Consider the following 15,826-nt stretch of genomic DNA (forward strand, 5'->3'; position numbering starts at 1 on the left):
TAAAAATGGTTAGATAGTTTCGCTTTCACAGGAATTATGGGGTATTGACAAAAATATATTTTAGTGTATAATGGTGCCAAATAGGAGGTGTACTGTTGGTTAACTGACAATTTTCCTCTATATCTTCATATTTAGGATCATATGTTCGTTATGAGGTTTTGCTGCCTAGCCGCACAGACATCTTTTTGAACGTTTTTATCACATCTAATGGCTGACGCAGCGAAGAACCAATACGGATTCTTCGCTTTTTTTTTATAAAAAAGGATGGGTCTTATGAATTAAAAAGAATGTAATACAACATTCATATTTCATTAACTTTAGACTGGTATCATATAGTGTGTTAACAACTATCTAAATAACAAGGAGTGGTTTTTTGAGTCCTTCAACTGACAGAATGTTGAATCGTGTGAAAGCCCTGTATTTGTTTATTCGCAAGAAAGGTACTGTAACAACACGAGAACTAGTTGAAGAATTTGGAACTACGCAACGTACCATCCAGAGAGATCTTAATGTCCTCTCTTATAACAATTTAGTAACAAGTCCTGCCCGAGGAATGTGGGAAACAACAGGCAAAAAAGTAAAAGTATCTTAAAAAACATATTATATATTGGATAAGCAAATGTACATGAATAATCCCCGCTAAAAATATTAGCGGGGACTTTTTTTGTTTTAAAAGTTTATTTAAAGTTCATCTTTGTTGTCTTTCAAGAGCAGATCAGGTGTTCTTTCAATATTCCATTCGCGACTTTCCCAATTTGGAGTTCCGGAAACAGGCATATACTTATCATCCTGACCGAATAGGTTCTTCCAAAATCCTTCTGCTAAAGAAAAGCCAATCACTTGCTGACGGTCTGTATCGATGATAAGATCTTTTATCTTTCCGATCTTTTCACCATCCTGATCAATGACATCCCAATCTTTTATGGCCATATACGAATAACATTCTTTAGGTTCATCTCTTTGGAGTTCATTTCCAGAAAACACGAGTTTCTCTTCATCAAATTCTTTCACCTGATGCCAAGGAATAAAAAAGGTTTCTTTTCCATAGTTCTGATTAGCAGCAAGAGTAGAGCTTCCTGTAAACGGAGTATGTTGTGTACCAATACCCGAAGTGGCAGCAACAACTGTTTCCATATGCTTATCTGAGGGAATCTCTTCACGCTGGTTGATTCCGTTGTCAACGGTGTACGTAAAATAACATAAACGGTGATCGTACATATTAAATAGAATATCGTTGATTTTATGCTGTGTTTCTTCAGTCGAAATCGTATGATTTTGAGCGTTAGCACCCATTAACTTTTCTGCAGATAATTTCATTGGTATGCAACTCCTTTTTATTGGAAGATACCCCTTATAAATTATTCAAAAACATCTCCTTTTAAAGAAAGTAAAGATAGTTCTTCTTCTGCAAGCTCACGATACATTCCTAACTCAAGGGACTCATCAAGCTTTAATTGTCCCATCTTAATTCGTTTCAAGAAGATGACCTTTCTCCCAATAGCCTCGAACATTCTTTTCACTTGATGAAACTTTCCTTCGGTGATGGTTAACTCGATCTCTGATTCATCGTTATCATCTGTCAATATTTTCAGGAAGGCAGGTTTTGTTTTATACCCATCATCTAAGATGACACCCTCTTTAAAACTTTCAAATGCATCTTCTGGAATCGATCCATTTATTTTTGCGTAATAAGTCTTAGGTACATGTTTTTTTGGGGATAGCAATGAATGTGACAACTGCCCATCATTAGTCAAAATCAACAATCCTTCTGTATCGATGTCTAGTCTGCCTACAGGGAAAGGTTCGAAATTCTGATCTTCCATATAGAGTAGATCGATCACCGTCTCATGCCTAGAGTCTTCAGTCGCTGAGATTACTCCTTGAGGCTTGTTCATCATGAGATAGATAAACTCCTTATAAACCGCTTCTTCTCCATGAACCATAACCTTGTCCTGATCAGGATCTGCTTGTGTCTTAGCATCTTTAATAACCTCACCGTTCAACGTAACAGCACCTGATTTTAATAATTGTTTCACTTCTTTTCTACTTCCATAGCCTGTGTTTGATAACCATTTATCAATTCTCATATGAAACCTCCTGATTTAATGATCTTTTTTTCCTATATTATTGTAAAAAATTGATTGATTTTTGAAGAAACGGGGTAATTTAGTACTATAGGAGGAATTGGAATGAAAAGGAAAATAGGTCTTCTAGCAACCGCACGAAAAAAAGCTTCTACCCCTTCTGCAGCTATAGATTTATACATAAGTCCCTTATTCGTTAAGTCTGTTCAATACGCACAAAACCATTATGATGATTTTTTCTTTTTTAGTGCTAAAGAAGGACTCGTAACGAAAGACCAATACATTGAACCGTATAATGTTTCTATCAAAAATTTTACGACATCTGAAAAACGGGAATGGGCCCACCATGTTATACAAGACTTAGAACAAAACATCAAGCCTTCTCAATGTAAGATCTACATTCACGGCGGATGGGTATACCGAGAATTTTTACAGCCCGCCCTTGAAAGAGCTGGATTTCAATTCGAAGTTCCGCTTGAAGGATACAGCATTGGTAATCAGCTAAAATGGTATGATGAACAGAATCAAGTCAAAAAATGAAGAATACCGCAGAAAAAGAAGGCTACTTATTAGCCTTCTTTTTTCTTGAACTTATTTTCTGCGTTTCAAAAAAGGAATGCGGTCACCTAATATGATATTTAATAATCCAGATCGGTGACTTAAGAACACATACACCGCTCCCCCAGTGAGAATACCGATTGTTAATTTAATGATCGTATCAAGCCTTGTTTCTGTCTCTCCTAAAAGCGAAGATACGATCATAACCGTTACAGCCATCGCTGCGCAAAATAACGTGATCAAGACAGTTCTTCTATACACCCATTTAAATGAGAAACCACTGTATTTTTTAATGATATACAGATTGAACAAAATTGAAAGGGTATATCCGATGTCTGTTGCAATAACAGAGCCAGTCCCACCGAACACTAACAATAATGGTTTGTTTAGGATCAACTTTGCTAAAAAACCAGCTGATAGACTGATAAATGCATAACGTTGCTGGTTCAATCCTTGTAGAATCGCTGCCGTAACGGTAAACATCGCAAACCATAGCGCGGTTGGCGCGTACCATTGTAGATAATAGCCACCTGTCTCCATCGATGATAATCCAAAAAGTGCACCATATGCAGGGTATGCAAGAACCGTTAGCCCGATCGCTGCTGGCGCTGTTAAAAACAACACCATCTGAAACGTCTGCGTGATCTGCTTATGAAGGATTTCATCATCGTTTTGGGTAAACGACTTCGTTATTACAGGTATTAAAGTTAGTGCAAGAGCAGTTGCTAATGAAACAGGAATCATAACAAGCTTATGCGCGATCTGTGTGATGATGGCGAATACAGACTCCGCTTCTTTTAGCGTATAATCCATTTGCTTAAGTGTGTTTACGATCGTAAACTGATCCACCATCTGATAGAGTGGAATCGCTAGGCCAACAGCTACAAACGGGATCGCGTACTTAATCGTTTCCTTATAAATATCTTTTAACGAAATATCTGCAACAGGTTTACTTTCTTTATACATCTTGTCCAGATGCGGTTTTCTTTTGATCCAATACCAGATGAGAACGGCTAAGCCTGCGATTGCACCTAGAGTAGCTGCAAATGTAGAAAGCGCTACGGCTGTCGTAATCTCACCTTTCATTAAATTGATGACCACATAACTTCCAACAAGAATGAACACAATACGAACGATCTGTTCAACGACTTGCGACACAGCTGTTGGTCCCATAGATTGAAAGCCTTGGAAGTAACCTCGAATCAAACTCATGGAAGGTACTACGATTAAAGCCGTACTTACCATTCGGATAACTAATGTAATATCTTCGATGCTGTTGCCTTGTCCGCCTTTTTCATCAATGATCTGATGAGCAAGTATTGGCGCCAACATATACAGTATGACAAAAGCTAGTGTTCCAGTCAGTGTCATGACAAGGAGACCCGATTTCAGTAATTTTCTTCCTGCTGCATAATCTCCTAATGCATTATATTTAGAAACAAATTTAGAAACAGCAAGCGGAACTCCCATTGTGGAAATACTAAGTAGTATGGTATATGGAATATAAGCATAGCCGTATAGGGCCATACCTTGTTCTTCTACTAGATTGGTAAATGGAATGACAAAGATCAATCCGATAAATTTCGAGAAAAACGTCGCAGCGGATAAGATCAATGTTCCACGAAGTAATCGAGACAACTATTTTCAGCTCCTACTAATCATCCTAAAAAACATTATTGATATTGTATCACATTAAAAGCGGATGTAACCTACTTTAACTTTTTGCAAAAAAGTAAGGATTATGAAACTTATAGTCTTTTTGCTGAACCTATGCTATTGTATGAAATGATTTTTACTGAACGTATAAGAAAGTTGGGATTGTATGACTTATGATTGTATAGTGATCGGTGGTGGACCCTCTGGCCTGATGGCGAGTGTTGGTGCCGCTACCAATGGTGCTCGCGTACTATTGATCGATAAAGGAGAAAAACTAGGTCGTAAACTTGCTATTTCAGGTGGCGGGCGTTGTAACGTCACAAACCGTCTGCCTGTCGAAGAAATTATTAAACACATTCCGGGTAACGGCCGTTTTTTGTACAGTGCCTTTTCTGTTTTTAACAACGAAGACATCATTCAATTCTTTGAAGGACTAGGAATTCAATTAAAAGAAGAAGACCATGGACGAATGTTCCCTGTTACTAATAAAGCGACTGATGTTGTGGCTGCTCTTCTGCAGAAAATAAAAGAGCTTGGTGTTACGATCCGAACGAACACTCCTGTAAAAACGATAAAGTATGGAGAAGAGGTTCATGAGATCATTCTGCATAGCGGAGAAGCCATTCAAACGAAGGCGATCGTAATTGCCGTAGGCGGCAAATCTGTTCCGCATACGGGATCAACTGGTGATGGTTATGCATGGGCAAAAAAGGCGGGGCACACGATTACAGAGCTCTATCCAACTGAGGTTCCCATCACTTCTAATGAACCGTTCATCAAACATAAAACGTTGCAGGGCATATCATTAAGAAATGTTGCACTCTCTGTATGGAATCCAAAAGGTAAATTGATCAAAGCCCATCAGATGGACATGATTTTTACTCATTTTGGGGTATCCGGACCTGCCGCTTTAAGATGCAGTCAATATGTAGTGAAAGCATTGAAAAAATTCGAAGTACCATCGATCGAGATGAGAATTGATTCTTTTCCAGATGAAAATGAAGAATCGTTACTAAATTCTCTACAGAAGAGAATAGATGCTGAACCTAAAAAAGCACTTAAGAACGTCCTCAAAGGATTACTTCCAGAAAAGTTCCTTCATTTCTTAATCGAACGCGCAGAGATCGACGGTGAGTCGATTGCTGATCAAGTTTCCAAACAAGCGCTTCGTCAGCTTGTTGCACAAATGAAGAGTTTCTCTTTTTCAGTTAACGGTACATTATCGATCGAAAAAGCCTTCGTTACAGGCGGCGGTGTTTCTGTTAAAGAGATCGCTCCTCAAACGATGGCATCAAAAAAACAAGAAGGCTTATTCTTCTGTGGGGAAATCTTAGATCTACACGGATACACAGGTGGTTATAATATTACCGTTGCTTTCGTAACAGGAAATATTGCTGGGACGAACGCAGCATATCACGCATTGAGCTAACCCTGTAAAACAAGAAGAGTGGCAACTACTAAGTGGTTGCCACTCTTCTTTATTTTGACGATCCGCTCTTTTTAAAGATAATCATCGCTGAAAAAGAAAACATCGTATCATCCTCTGAGTGCGCATTATCACATACAGCAATCTGATACTTAATATCGACAACATGTTCAGGAGGAATGATGCTCAGAAACTCATTTATAGCGATTTCTAAATCCTCTTCATGGTCTTCATCAAAGATTCTCACTTGTATCATTAAAAGCATCCCCTTTCAGCCGCGAGTTCTGATATTCTTTCGGCCTTCGGAGATGCTTATCCTTTGTTAGGTTTTGACTAGTTTTGTCTTACAGATTTTCAAGAGCCGTTTGAATAGGAAGCTCTCCCTCAATCAATTCAAAGACTTTGCGGCTTACATTTTCATTTCCTAGACATGCCGCAAGTGTTCTTGCTACATCTGCTCGAGGAATAGATCCTCGCTCGTTCAACTTTTCTTTGGCCTCTATCATGCCCATTCCATCTTCGTCCGTCAGTGCACCTGGACGTAGAATCGTATAATTTAAAGAACTGTTTATCAATTCTTGATCGGCTTTTCCTTTTGCTTCTAAATAATGCTGAAGTCCTTCTGGTCCCTTTTCAGGCGTGTCAGCACCAATCGAACTCACTAGAATGAATTGTTTCACATGATGTTTTTGTGCTAACTGAATGGACTTTACCGCACCTTCATAATCCACGGCGTCTGTTTTCTCTGGCCCAGTATGACCACCAGAACCTGCTGTAAAGATGACAGCTTCAATCCCTTCAAAAACATGTTCAAAATTCTGTTCCAAATCACCTAAAACAGCAGTAACATTCTCATGCTGAAAATGATCTTGCTGTTCTTTCTTTCGGACCATCGCTTTTACAGAGTGCTCTTGATCAGCTAGTATATTACAGGTCATCTTACCAATATTACCGTTTGCTCCGATTACTAATACATTCATTTCATATCCACTCCTTCTATAGTCTACTTAAGTAGTGTTTCACGAAATGAAGGTTATAAAACATTTTGTTGTGTAAACGTATCTTTTGCAAGACCTACAAATTGAATTGAATTATTATAAGAAGCCTGAAACACTGTATATTCACAGTGTTTCAGGCTTCTCTTAGGTCATTACCACATTCTTATGTAACTGTCTTTGGAGTTCATCAGCATGAAGCGGTTTGTAAAGGTGATAGCCTTGACCGTATATACATCCTTGTTCTACTAAGAAATTGATCTGCTCACCAGTTTCAATCCCTTCTGCAATGACATAAAAATCGAGATTATGTCCCATATCAATGATTGTTTTTACAATCGCTCCAGCTTTTGAATCTGTCAAAATATCATCGATGAACATCTTATCGATTTTTAAAGTGTCAACAGGTAAGTGTCTTAGATACGTCAAAGAGGAATAACCTGTACCAAAGTCATCAACCGATATGCGAATTCCTTTTGCTCTTAAAGCATTCAATATAGGAAGAGCTTCCTCCATGTTTTGCATCGTCGTACTTTCTGTGATCTCCAACTCTAGTGAAGTAGGCGGAAACTCAGTCTCGGATAGAATACTCTCTACTCTTTCGATAAAAGATTCTTCTAATAGCTGTCTTACCGATATATTTACCGAGATCAAAAGGTCGCTAAAGCCCTGTTCATGCCAACTTAATCCTTGCAAACACGCTTCTCTTAACACCCATTCGCCTATAGGAAGTATCATTCCCGTTTCTTCAGCGATCGGAATAAATTCAGCAGGAGAAATCATCCCTTCATCTTCCTTATTCCATCGCAATAGCGCTTCAACACCTAGAATCTTCTTATTACCGATATGAACCAAAGGCTGGTAGACCAGAAAGAATTCATTGTTCGTTAAAGCTCTTCTTAAACCATGCTCTAGAGTTAACCTTCTCTCCATCTTGCCATCACGTTGTTCTGTAAAGAATTGATACGTGTTTCGTCCCTTTTCTTTTGCAAGGTACAGAGCGGAGTCTGCTCGTTTCAAGAGCGTTTCGCTGTCTGAACCATTCTCGGGATAAATACTAATACCAATACTTGGTGTAGTAAATACTTCTTGTCCACTCAATTTAAACGGTTTTGTAAAAGCTTGTATGATCTGCTCTGCTTTCTGTTTGATCTCACTGATTTCTTTAAAGGTTAATAAAATCAGAAATTCATCCCCGCTCCTGCGAAAAACTGTTCCGTAAAACCCTACTGTAACCTTCAAGAGTTCCGCTACCTTCTGCAGCAGCAGGTCCCCAAAGCTATGACCTAGCGTATCATTTAGTACGTTGAACCGATCGAGGTCTACATACATGAGAGCAAGATTTTGATCTTGAAGATCTGCTTCTTTTAGTTGTTTTTCTATCGTCTGCATAAAGCCATTTCGATTTGGCAGGCCTGTTAATTCATCATAATAAGCCATATGCTCAATCGTGATCTCCGCTCTTTTCCTTTCTGTTATATCAATAAGAATAGAGTTGAAGTCTATGAGTTCGTTATTGGCATCTAAAAAAGGAATTCCTCGGTCTTGTATCCAGCGTATTTCGCCGTTCGGCTTCATGATTCGATACTCGCTAGTCGTGATCTGTCCGTTCTGTATCGCAATACCTCTTTTTATGATGATCTCGTCATCGTCAGGGTGAATGACCTTTTTCCATAATTCTGAGTCATCGTAAAAAGCTTGCAAAGGATAACCATATAATTTCTCTATCCCCGATGTAATCAAAAGTTTATTCGTCTTTAAGTTGTGTGACCAAATTGCAACATCAATACTATCAAAGATATTTTGTAGTTTAATTCGGTTTGCTTCTAATTCAGCATACGTTTCTTTATGATTTAAGATCTCCTGTTCTAAGTTAATCGCATAACTATCTTTTACGATCAGCATCTTGTAAATCAAAATGGCGAAAAGAACGACAATTCCTAGATCTATTCCATACATGAAATAATCCTGATTGTACATTAACCCAATTGTGCTTACAGTATGTAACGTGAACAAAACGGCTAAAATATAGGTCCATTTTTTTGTTTTTGCATGTTTTAATGGCATTTTGTAAGCCTCCAAGGCTAATAAGTATACCCTTTCTATCGGCAATTTTTTGGAAATTTAAACATTCTTTAATAAAGTAAGCCTACATATGAAAAAAACTCTCCGCTCAAGTCTTGAGCAGAGAGTTTTTTTTAGTCTTTATTAAATTCCAACATACCGCCAGTCATATTCTTGACCTTATATCCATGATCTTGCAAGAAATAAGCTACATTCTCACTGCGTCTTCCCGAACGGCAGATAATGATATGTTCTTCGTCTTGATTGATTTCATCTAAACGCATAGGAATCTCGCCCATTTTGATATGCGCTGCTTCTGGAATTTTCCCTTCAGCTACTTCTTCATCTTCACGTACGTCAATCAGAGAAATCTTTTTCCCCTCTTGAAGTAATCGTTTTACTTCTGTTGGTGATATTTCTTTTAATTCTTCCACGTGATTGTACCTCCTTTAATTCGCAACGATATTCACAAGCTTACCTGGAACTGTAATGACTTTGCGAATCGTCTTTCCTTCAATGCTTTGTTGAACAGATTCGTCTTTTAGTGCAGCCTCTTCCATATCTGAACCACTGATGTTTGCAGCAATCGTCATTTTCGCTTTTAATTTACCATTAACTTGAACAACGATTTCAACTTCATTTTCTACTAGTTGAGCTTCATCCCAAACCGGCCAAGACGCATATGCGATGCTGCCTTCTCCACCTAGCATTTCCCAAAGCTCTTCACAAATATGCGGAGCAATCGGGGAAAGCATCTTAACGAACCCTTCCATCATATCTTTAGGAAGCACTTCCTGCTTATTAGCTTCATTTACAAACACCATTAATTGTGAAATGGCTGTATTAAAACGAAGCCCTTCATAATCTTCCGTTACTTTTTTAACCGTCATATGATAAAGGCGATTGAAAGCATCTGTTCCCTTCGTATCCTGGATTGAAGGATTTATCTTCTCTCCATCTTCAGCAAGAAGTAATCTCCAAACACGATCTAGGAATCTGCGAGCTCCATCTAAACCAGTTGTGCTCCATGCGATAGAAGCATCAAGTGGTCCCATGAACATCTCATACAAACGTAGCGTATCTGCGCCATGACTCGAAACGATCTCATCAGGATTAACTACGTTCCCTTTAGATTTACTCATCTTTTCATTATTTTCTCCAAGAATCATACCTTGGTTGAAAAGTTTTTGGAAAGGCTCTTTTGTCGGAACGATACCAAGATCGTACATAACCTTGTGCCAGAAACGAGCATAAAGTAGGTGCAACACAGCGTGTTCTGCTCCACCAATATAAATATCAACTGGTAGCCAATGTTTCAGCTTCTCAGGAGACGCCAATTGTTCTTCGTTTTTTGGATCGATATAACGAAGGTAATACCAGCAGCTTCCTGCCCATTGCGGCATCGTATTCGTTTCACGACGTCCTTTTTTTCCTGTTTCAGGATCTACAACGTTTACCCACTCTTCAACGTTAGCAAGTGGAGATTCTCCTGTTCCAGAAGGTTTGATCTCTTTAACGACTGGTAAAAGAAGAGGTAGTTGATCTTCTGACACTGTCGACATCGTGCCATCTTCCCAGTGGATGACCGGGATTGGTTCGCCCCAATAACGCTGACGCGAGAACAACCAGTCACGTAGACGGTACGTAATCTTCTTCTCACCTTTTCCGTTCCCTGAAAGCCATTCGTTCATTGTTGCAATCGCTTGTTCTTTTTGCATGCCATTCAAGAAATCTGAATTAACATGTTCGCCATCACCCGTGTAAGCTTCTTCTGCTACATTTCCTCCAGCTACAACTTCAGCGATTGGAAGTTCAAACTTAACTGCGAATTCGTGATCACGTTCATCGTGCGCAGGAACTGCCATGATCGCACCTGTTCCATAGCTTGCTAGTACATAGTCTGCAATCCAGATCGGAAGTTTTGCACCTGTTACAGGATGAATCGCATATGCCCCTGTAAACACCCCAGACTTTTCTTTTGCAAGTTCTGTACGTTCAAGATCAGACTTTGTTTCTACTTGTCTTTGATAAGCCGTTACTGCCTCTTTTTGATCTTCTGTTAGAATATCGTTCACGAGTTTATTTTCAGGAGCTAGCACTAAGTATGTCGCACCGAAAAGTGTATCTGGTCGTGTAGTAAACACTGTGATCTTAGAAGAATGTCCATCCACATCAAAGTGGACTTCAGCTCCCTCTGATCGGCCGATCCAGTTTCGTTGCATGTCTTTCAAGCTTTCAGGCCAATCTAGTTCATCTAGATCTTCTAACAATCTGTCAGCGTATGCAGTAATCTTAAGCATCCATTGTCTCATAGGTTTACGAACAACAGGATGACCTCCGCGTTCACTTTTTCCATCAATGACTTCTTCGTTCGCAAGTACTGTTCCTAGCGCTTCACACCAGTTCACAGGCACTTCATCGACATAAGCAAGTCCTTTATTATAAAGCTGGATAAAAATCCATTGTGTCCATTTGTAATAAGAAGGATCTGTTGTGTTTACTTCACGATCCCAGTCATAGGAGAAACCAAGCTCTTTAATCTGTCTGCGGAACGTGTTGATGTTTGTTTCTGTAAATTCCGCTGGATCGTTTCCTGTATCAAGCGCATATTGTTCCGCAGGAAGTCCGAATGCATCCCATCCCATCGGATGTAGTACATTGTATCCTTGCATACGCTTCATTCTAGATAGAATATCTGTTGCCGTGTATCCTTCTGGGTGACCTACATGAAGGCCTGCTCCAGATGGGTATGGAAACATATCTAGCGCATAAAATTTCTTTTTATCATATTCTTCTTTTGTTTGGAACGTTTTGTTCTCATCCCAAAACTGCTGCCACTTTTTCTCGATTGTTTTGTGGTTATAATACATAACCGATCCTCCTTAGAAAACTGTACTTTAAAAACAAAAAAACCTCCCGCCCCTAATAAACATTAGGGACGAAAGGTTATTAACAATTTAAACCTGCCGCGGTACCACCCTGATTAATGCAAAGATCGCATTCACTCGGAAACAAACCTTAACGCGGCGAACGGCAAGCATTACTGGATTCACACTTGCAACTAAAGGGTGAGTTCAAAAAAGTCTGGGTTGACTTGCACCAGCCGTCAACTCTCTATCATTTCCATTCTTCTTTTACTATTCCCTATCATCGTTATTAGAAATTTAGATGCTAATTTGTATTTTATGAATAACTTCCTAAATTGTCAAGGTTGTTTAGAAGTATAATAGCCTATTTTTACCACTTTTAATCACGGACTATTTCGCTGTAAGCGGTATCTTGACAAACGCTTTTGAGCTGTTTAATGTAATGTTAACCGTTAATATTTTTTCGTTAACATAAAAAGGGGTGCAAAACATGCATGAAACGAACCAAAAACTAAAGATGTCGCTCTACGCAGCACTTATGGCAGGTATTACAGCGATTCTAGCGCAGCTGACGATTCCTCTACCGTTAGTTCCTATTACGGGGCAAACATTAGCGATCGGGCTTTGCGCAACCATTCTAGGTCGAAGATACGGCACGTTAGCTGTTATGATCTACGTCGCTATGGGAGCGATCGGGCTACCTGTTTTTTCTGAGGCGAAAGGTGGATTTATGGTACTGATCGGTCCAACAGGAGGTTATATTGTCGGGTTTATCATCGCGGCTTATGTAACTGGTCTTATTTTAGAAAAGACAAGTTTTACCCTACTGCCTGCTGTTGTTGCAAACATTGCGGGTATGGTAATCACACTTGTGTTCGGTGCCGTTCAATTAAAGTTCATCGCAAGTCTTAGCTGGGAACAAGCTATGAGTGGTGGTGTTATTCCTTTTTTACTTGTAGGAGTAATTAAAGCCATTTTAGCCGCAATCCTTGGCGTTACGATCAGAAGAAGATTAATGTCGGCAAAACTACTTCCAAAAGAAGAGACAAGAGCCGCTTAATTCATCAAAATATAAACAAAGAGACCGTGTTTATTTTCATCACGGTCTCTTTCTTTCTCATCTAGACATTAAGAAGCTTGGCGAGTAACTTCAGTTTGCTGTATCGCATGTCGGCTCTTGCTGTATATGATCGTCAATATGAAAGCAAGTACCATCAAGCCGATTATCGTTTGAAACAATACAGAAATGTTGAAAATATCTGCAATCATTCCTCCAAACAACGGACCGAGCATCCTTCCGCCTGTGGCCGTCGAGTTTACGATTCCTTGATAGAATCCGGCTCTTCCTTCAGGAGCAAGCTCTGCCGCGATGGACGGAACACCTGGCCATACGAGCATTTCTCCTATAGTAAGAACGATCATCGCTACCATAAACCCACTAAAGTCTTTTGCATTCCCCACCATCACAAATGAAATGACAAATATACAATATCCGACCAAAATTTGTGACGTTGTAGAGTGCAGCCACTTTTTCAAGAAAAGGTTGACTAGTGGCTGACCGAGAACGATAAACACACCATTTACAGTCCAAAGCAAACTGTACATTTTTAACGTTACCCCTAGTGATTGTGTATAAGCTGCGATCGTGGACTGCCATTGAACATAACCAATCCAAGCCAGCAGATACCCTCCACATAAAATCAATAAAGCGATAAACGCTTCCTTGTTATGAATTCTTTTCCGTTGAGAAAAAACGGTTTGCACAGAGGCTTCTTCTTTTTCATCTATGTCTTTGAAACCGAATAACACAATAAGAAAAAATACGAAAGACAGAGCAGAACAACTGATGAAAGATAGTGTAAATGAATAGGAAGCTGCAAAACCACCAAGGGCAGCCCCGAGCGCCACTCCTACGTTCTGTGCAATATAGATTCGGTTAAACGCCTTCCTTCCACCCTCTTTCCACATCGTACCTGCTAAAGCATACATAGATGGAAAGACGATTCCCATTCCAAATCCCATAAAAACAAGAAGTACACTGTACATCCAAAAATCATGAAACCAGATTAATAAGAAGGAAGTTGTAAATGAAATGGAGACTCCGAGCATAATCGTCTTGTAGCCTCCTAATTTATCAAACAGCAATCCTCCTGTTAAGTTGCCTATGATTCCAGCACCGGAATTCAACAATAGAACAATTCCTGCTACAGTAAGTGACTTACCAAGGTGTTCATGTATAAAAATCGTATTGATCGGCCACAAAAAACTTGAGCCCGTCACATTAAGTGCCATTCCAATAATGAGCAGCCATACTTTCGCTGGCATAAATATCCCCCACTTGCTAACTAAGATGTCATAAACCACTCTGTATTTTATTCCTTTTTCCTGCACTTTACAATTTGAAAGTACTGACAACTCACTTTGCCGCTCAACGTGTGAACATGCTACAATGTCATATGGTGCTCATCACCGTATGAAGGAGTGAGAAAGATGACACACCTTATAGAACAACCAGATTATTTTGGAGAAAAAAGATATTACACATGGAATCAGCATTTAAAGTCCCATTTTGGAGATAAAATTATTAAAGTACCACTTGATGGAGGATTTGATTGTCCAAATCGTGATGGAAACGCTGCATTCGGAGGATGTACCTTCTGCTCTCAAAGCGGCTCAGGAGATTTTGCAGGAAACCGCCGTGATGATATCATCACACAGTTTCACACCGTTAAAGAACGAATGCACTCAAAGTGGAAAAAAGGAAAGTACATCGGCTATTTTCAAGCTTTCACGAACACTTATGCTCCTGTTGATCAACTAAAAGAACTCTATGAAACCATACTTGAACAAGAAGGTGTCGTTGGACTTTCGATTGCTACGAGACCTGATTGTTTACCGGATGATGTGATTGAATATCTTGCTGACTTAAATAAAAGAACTTATCTTTGGATCGAGTTAGGACTTCAGACTGTACATGAGCGAACAGCTCTGCTCATAAACAGAGCTCATGACTACGCAACATATGTTGAAGGCGTTGAAAAACTTCGAAAACATAACATTAGAGTATGTTCACACATCATTAACGGACTGCCGTTAGAAACTCCAGAGATGATGATGGAAACTGCAAGAGAAGTTGCGAAACTTGATGTTCAAGGGATTAAGATCCATTTGCTTCATCTTCTAAAAAAGACACCTATGGTCAAACAATATGAACAAGGTATGTTAGAATTTCTTGATTTTGACACGTATGTAAAACTAGTGTGTGATCAGCTAGAGATTCTTCCACCTGACATGATGATCCATCGCTTAACTGGAGACGGGCCATCTGATCTTTTGGTTGGACCGATGTGGAGTTTGAATAAATGGAAAGTGCTAAATGCGATCGAAAGTGAACTTAAAAGCAGGAATAGTTACCAAGGAAAATTTTATAATCCGTCAGAGGTGAAGACACGATGAAACTAGAAGGAGTATTGCCGTTTGCGAGAACGCTTCTTCGTTCTTTTTGTGAAGAAGGTGATATCGTAATTGACGCCACTTGTGGAAACGGAAACGACACGTTATTTTTATCAAAACTTGTTGGTGAGAGCGGCCATGTGTTTGCTTTTGATGTACAAGAACAAGCCATTGCCAACTCTAAACAACGCTTGATAGATCAAAAAGCTGATCAAAACGTCACTTTTTTTCATGCTTCGCATGATGAGTTAACCACTCAATTACCTAGTAATCTTCATACAAAAATAACTGCTGCTATTTTTAACCTCGGTTATTTGCCTGGAAGCGACAAGTCGATTACAACAACAGGATCATCTACCATCGGTGCAATTGAACAGCTCCTGCAATTATTAAAACCTGAAGGCATAATCATACTCGTGATCTACCATGGGCATGAAGAAGGAAAAAGAGAAAAAGAACTTGTTATGAATTATGTAAAACAGCTGGATCAAAAACAGGCTCATGTTTTACAATACGAATTTATAAATCAAAAGAACGACCCGCCATTTGTGGTCGCAATCGAAAGAAGAGGCTGAATCCAACTAATTAAAGTTGATTCAGCCTTTTTTCAGGATTCAGAAACTGGTCGTCATATATACATGCCGGGGTATTATGCGTCATCAATCCAGAAATTTGAGCACGCAATCCAAAAATTCTGACAGTTTATCCACGAGAATTGCCTCT

At 39.3% G+C, this 15,826-nt stretch carries 15 protein-coding genes and 1 other annotated feature; of the genes, 6 read left to right on the top strand and 9 right to left on the bottom strand.

Annotation, left to right across the window (positions count from 1 at the left end; translation table 11 throughout):
* Positions 1 to 373: 373 nt before the first annotated feature.
* Positions 374 to 592, top strand: a complete 219-nt coding sequence (locus ABE65_RS15930) for a DeoR family transcriptional regulator (RefSeq protein ID WP_066243921.1) — start codon at positions 374 to 376, stop codon at positions 590 to 592.
* An 89-nt stretch (positions 593 to 681) separates the two neighbouring features.
* On the opposite strand, the gene ABE65_RS15935 is transcribed toward ABE65_RS15930, so the two are convergent.
* Together ABE65_RS15935 and ABE65_RS15940 are read right to left on the bottom strand one after the other, a co-directional pair.
* Positions 682 to 1,317 carry a PRC-barrel domain-containing protein gene (locus ABE65_RS15935; RefSeq protein WP_066396950.1) on the bottom strand — a complete coding sequence of 212 codons (636 nt, stop codon included), beginning with the start codon at positions 1,315 to 1,317 and terminating at the stop codon, positions 682 to 684.
* A 41-nt stretch (positions 1,318 to 1,358) separates the two neighbouring features.
* The gene (locus ABE65_RS15940) at positions 1,359 to 2,087 is read right to left on the bottom strand and encodes a pseudouridine synthase (RefSeq protein ID WP_066396952.1); all 729 of its coding nucleotides are present in this window, start codon (positions 2,085 to 2,087) and stop codon (positions 1,359 to 1,361) included.
* Between the two features lie 102 nt (positions 2,088 to 2,189).
* Here ABE65_RS15940 and ABE65_RS15945 point away from each other — a divergent pair, with 102 nt between their 5' ends.
* Positions 2,190 to 2,624 (top strand): DUF6884 domain-containing protein, encoded by a 435-nt coding sequence (locus ABE65_RS15945; RefSeq protein WP_066396954.1) that lies wholly within the window; start codon positions 2,190 to 2,192, stop codon positions 2,622 to 2,624.
* 51 nt (positions 2,625 to 2,675) lie between these two features.
* Here the strand turns inward: ABE65_RS15945 and ABE65_RS15950 are convergent, their stop codons facing one another.
* A complete protein-coding gene (locus tag ABE65_RS15950) occupies positions 2,676 to 4,280 on the bottom strand; it encodes a putative polysaccharide biosynthesis protein (RefSeq protein ID WP_066396956.1) in 1,605 nt (534 codons plus the stop codon).
* Positions 4,281 to 4,464: 184 nt separating this feature from the next.
* Here ABE65_RS15950 and ABE65_RS15955 point away from each other — a divergent pair, with 184 nt between their 5' ends.
* Complete coding sequence (locus tag ABE65_RS15955) at positions 4,465 to 5,727, top strand: BaiN/RdsA family NAD(P)/FAD-dependent oxidoreductase (protein WP_066396958.1); 1,263 nt, start codon at positions 4,465 to 4,467, stop codon at positions 5,725 to 5,727.
* Between the two features lie 49 nt (positions 5,728 to 5,776).
* Here ABE65_RS15955 and ABE65_RS15960 read toward each other — a convergent pair whose 3' ends face one another.
* The 5 genes from ABE65_RS15960 to leuS all read right to left on the bottom strand — a co-directional run bounded on the left by ABE65_RS15960 (position 5,777) and on the right by leuS (position 11,653).
* Entirely contained in the window at positions 5,777 to 5,980 is a 204-nt protein-coding gene (locus tag ABE65_RS15960) for a sporulation protein Cse60 (protein ID WP_066396960.1), read from the bottom strand.
* An 88-nt stretch (positions 5,981 to 6,068) separates the two neighbouring features.
* Entirely contained in the window at positions 6,069 to 6,704 is a 636-nt protein-coding gene (locus ABE65_RS15965; RefSeq protein ID WP_066396965.1) for an SDR family oxidoreductase, read from the bottom strand.
* Between the two features lie 162 nt (positions 6,705 to 6,866).
* A complete protein-coding gene (locus ABE65_RS15970; protein WP_066396967.1) occupies positions 6,867 to 8,786 on the bottom strand; it encodes a putative bifunctional diguanylate cyclase/phosphodiesterase in 1,920 nt (639 codons plus the stop codon).
* Positions 8,787 to 8,917: 131 nt separating this feature from the next.
* On the bottom strand, positions 8,918 to 9,217 hold the full coding sequence (locus ABE65_RS15975; RefSeq protein WP_066396974.1) for a rhodanese-like domain-containing protein: 300 nt from the start codon (positions 9,215 to 9,217) through the stop codon (positions 8,918 to 8,920).
* Positions 9,218 to 9,232: 15 nt separating this feature from the next.
* A complete protein-coding gene (leuS, locus tag ABE65_RS15980; protein WP_066396977.1) occupies positions 9,233 to 11,653 on the bottom strand; it encodes a leucine--tRNA ligase in 2,421 nt (806 codons plus the stop codon).
* A 61-nt stretch (positions 11,654 to 11,714) separates the two neighbouring features.
* Positions 11,715 to 11,943, bottom strand: a binding site (T-box leader).
* 197 nt (positions 11,944 to 12,140) lie between these two features.
* Here leuS and ABE65_RS15985 point away from each other — a divergent pair.
* Entirely contained in the window at positions 12,141 to 12,710 is a 570-nt protein-coding gene (locus ABE65_RS15985; RefSeq protein WP_066396983.1) for a biotin transporter BioY, read from the top strand.
* Between the two features lie 68 nt (positions 12,711 to 12,778).
* On the opposite strand, the gene ABE65_RS15990 is transcribed toward ABE65_RS15985, so the two are convergent.
* Complete coding sequence (locus ABE65_RS15990) at positions 12,779 to 13,975, bottom strand: MDR family MFS transporter (RefSeq protein WP_066396985.1); 1,197 nt, start codon at positions 13,973 to 13,975, stop codon at positions 12,779 to 12,781.
* A 165-nt stretch (positions 13,976 to 14,140) separates the two neighbouring features.
* On the opposite strand from ABE65_RS15990, the gene ABE65_RS15995 reads away from it, so the two are divergent.
* Both ABE65_RS15995 and ABE65_RS16000 read left to right on the top strand, forming a co-directional pair.
* Positions 14,141 to 15,106, top strand: coding sequence for a tRNA modification radical SAM protein MnmL/YtqA (locus tag ABE65_RS15995; protein WP_066396988.1), 966 nt, complete (start codon positions 14,141 to 14,143; stop codon positions 15,104 to 15,106).
* On the top strand, positions 15,103 to 15,678 hold the full coding sequence (locus tag ABE65_RS16000; RefSeq protein ID WP_066396990.1) for a tRNA 5-(aminomethyl)-2-thiouridylate-methyltransferase MnmM: 576 nt from the start codon (positions 15,103 to 15,105) through the stop codon (positions 15,676 to 15,678). Before ABE65_RS15995 ends, ABE65_RS16000 begins: the two co-directional genes overlap by 4 nt.
* Positions 15,679 to 15,826 lie beyond the last annotated feature (148 nt).

This window comes from Fictibacillus phosphorivorans (assembly GCF_001629705.1).
GTDB classification, from domain to species: domain Bacteria; phylum Bacillota; class Bacilli; order Bacillales; family Fictibacillaceae; genus Fictibacillus; species Fictibacillus phosphorivorans_A.

What these genes read in the sequence shown, in the direction of transcription:
- ABE65_RS16000 (WP_066396990.1), top strand. Translation starts at nt 15,103, where the DNA reads ATGAAACTAGAAGGAGTATTGCCGTTTGCGAGAACGCTTCTTCGTTCT.
- ABE65_RS15970 (WP_066396967.1), bottom strand. Translation starts at nt 8,786, where the DNA reads ATGCCATTAAAACATGCAAAAACAAAAAAATGGACCTATATTTTAGCC.
- ABE65_RS15995 (WP_066396988.1), top strand. Translation starts at nt 14,141, where the DNA reads ATGACACACCTTATAGAACAACCAGATTATTTTGGAGAAAAAAGATAT.
- ABE65_RS15955 (WP_066396958.1), top strand. Translation starts at nt 4,465, where the DNA reads ATGACTTATGATTGTATAGTGATCGGTGGTGGACCCTCTGGCCTGATG.
- ABE65_RS15940 (WP_066396952.1), bottom strand. Translation starts at nt 2,087, where the DNA reads ATGAGAATTGATAAATGGTTATCAAACACAGGCTATGGAAGTAGAAAA.
- ABE65_RS15960 (WP_066396960.1), bottom strand. Translation starts at nt 5,980, where the DNA reads ATGATACAAGTGAGAATCTTTGATGAAGACCATGAAGAGGATTTAGAA.
- ABE65_RS15945 (WP_066396954.1), top strand. Translation starts at nt 2,190, where the DNA reads ATGAAAAGGAAAATAGGTCTTCTAGCAACCGCACGAAAAAAAGCTTCT.
- ABE65_RS15985 (WP_066396983.1), top strand. Translation starts at nt 12,141, where the DNA reads ATGCATGAAACGAACCAAAAACTAAAGATGTCGCTCTACGCAGCACTT.
- leuS (WP_066396977.1), bottom strand. Translation starts at nt 11,653, where the DNA reads ATGTATTATAACCACAAAACAATCGAGAAAAAGTGGCAGCAGTTTTGG.
- ABE65_RS15965 (WP_066396965.1), bottom strand. Translation starts at nt 6,704, where the DNA reads ATGAATGTATTAGTAATCGGAGCAAACGGTAATATTGGTAAGATGACC.
- ABE65_RS15935 (WP_066396950.1), bottom strand. Translation starts at nt 1,317, where the DNA reads ATGAAATTATCTGCAGAAAAGTTAATGGGTGCTAACGCTCAAAATCAT.
- ABE65_RS15990 (WP_066396985.1), bottom strand. Translation starts at nt 13,975, where the DNA reads ATGCCAGCGAAAGTATGGCTGCTCATTATTGGAATGGCACTTAATGTG.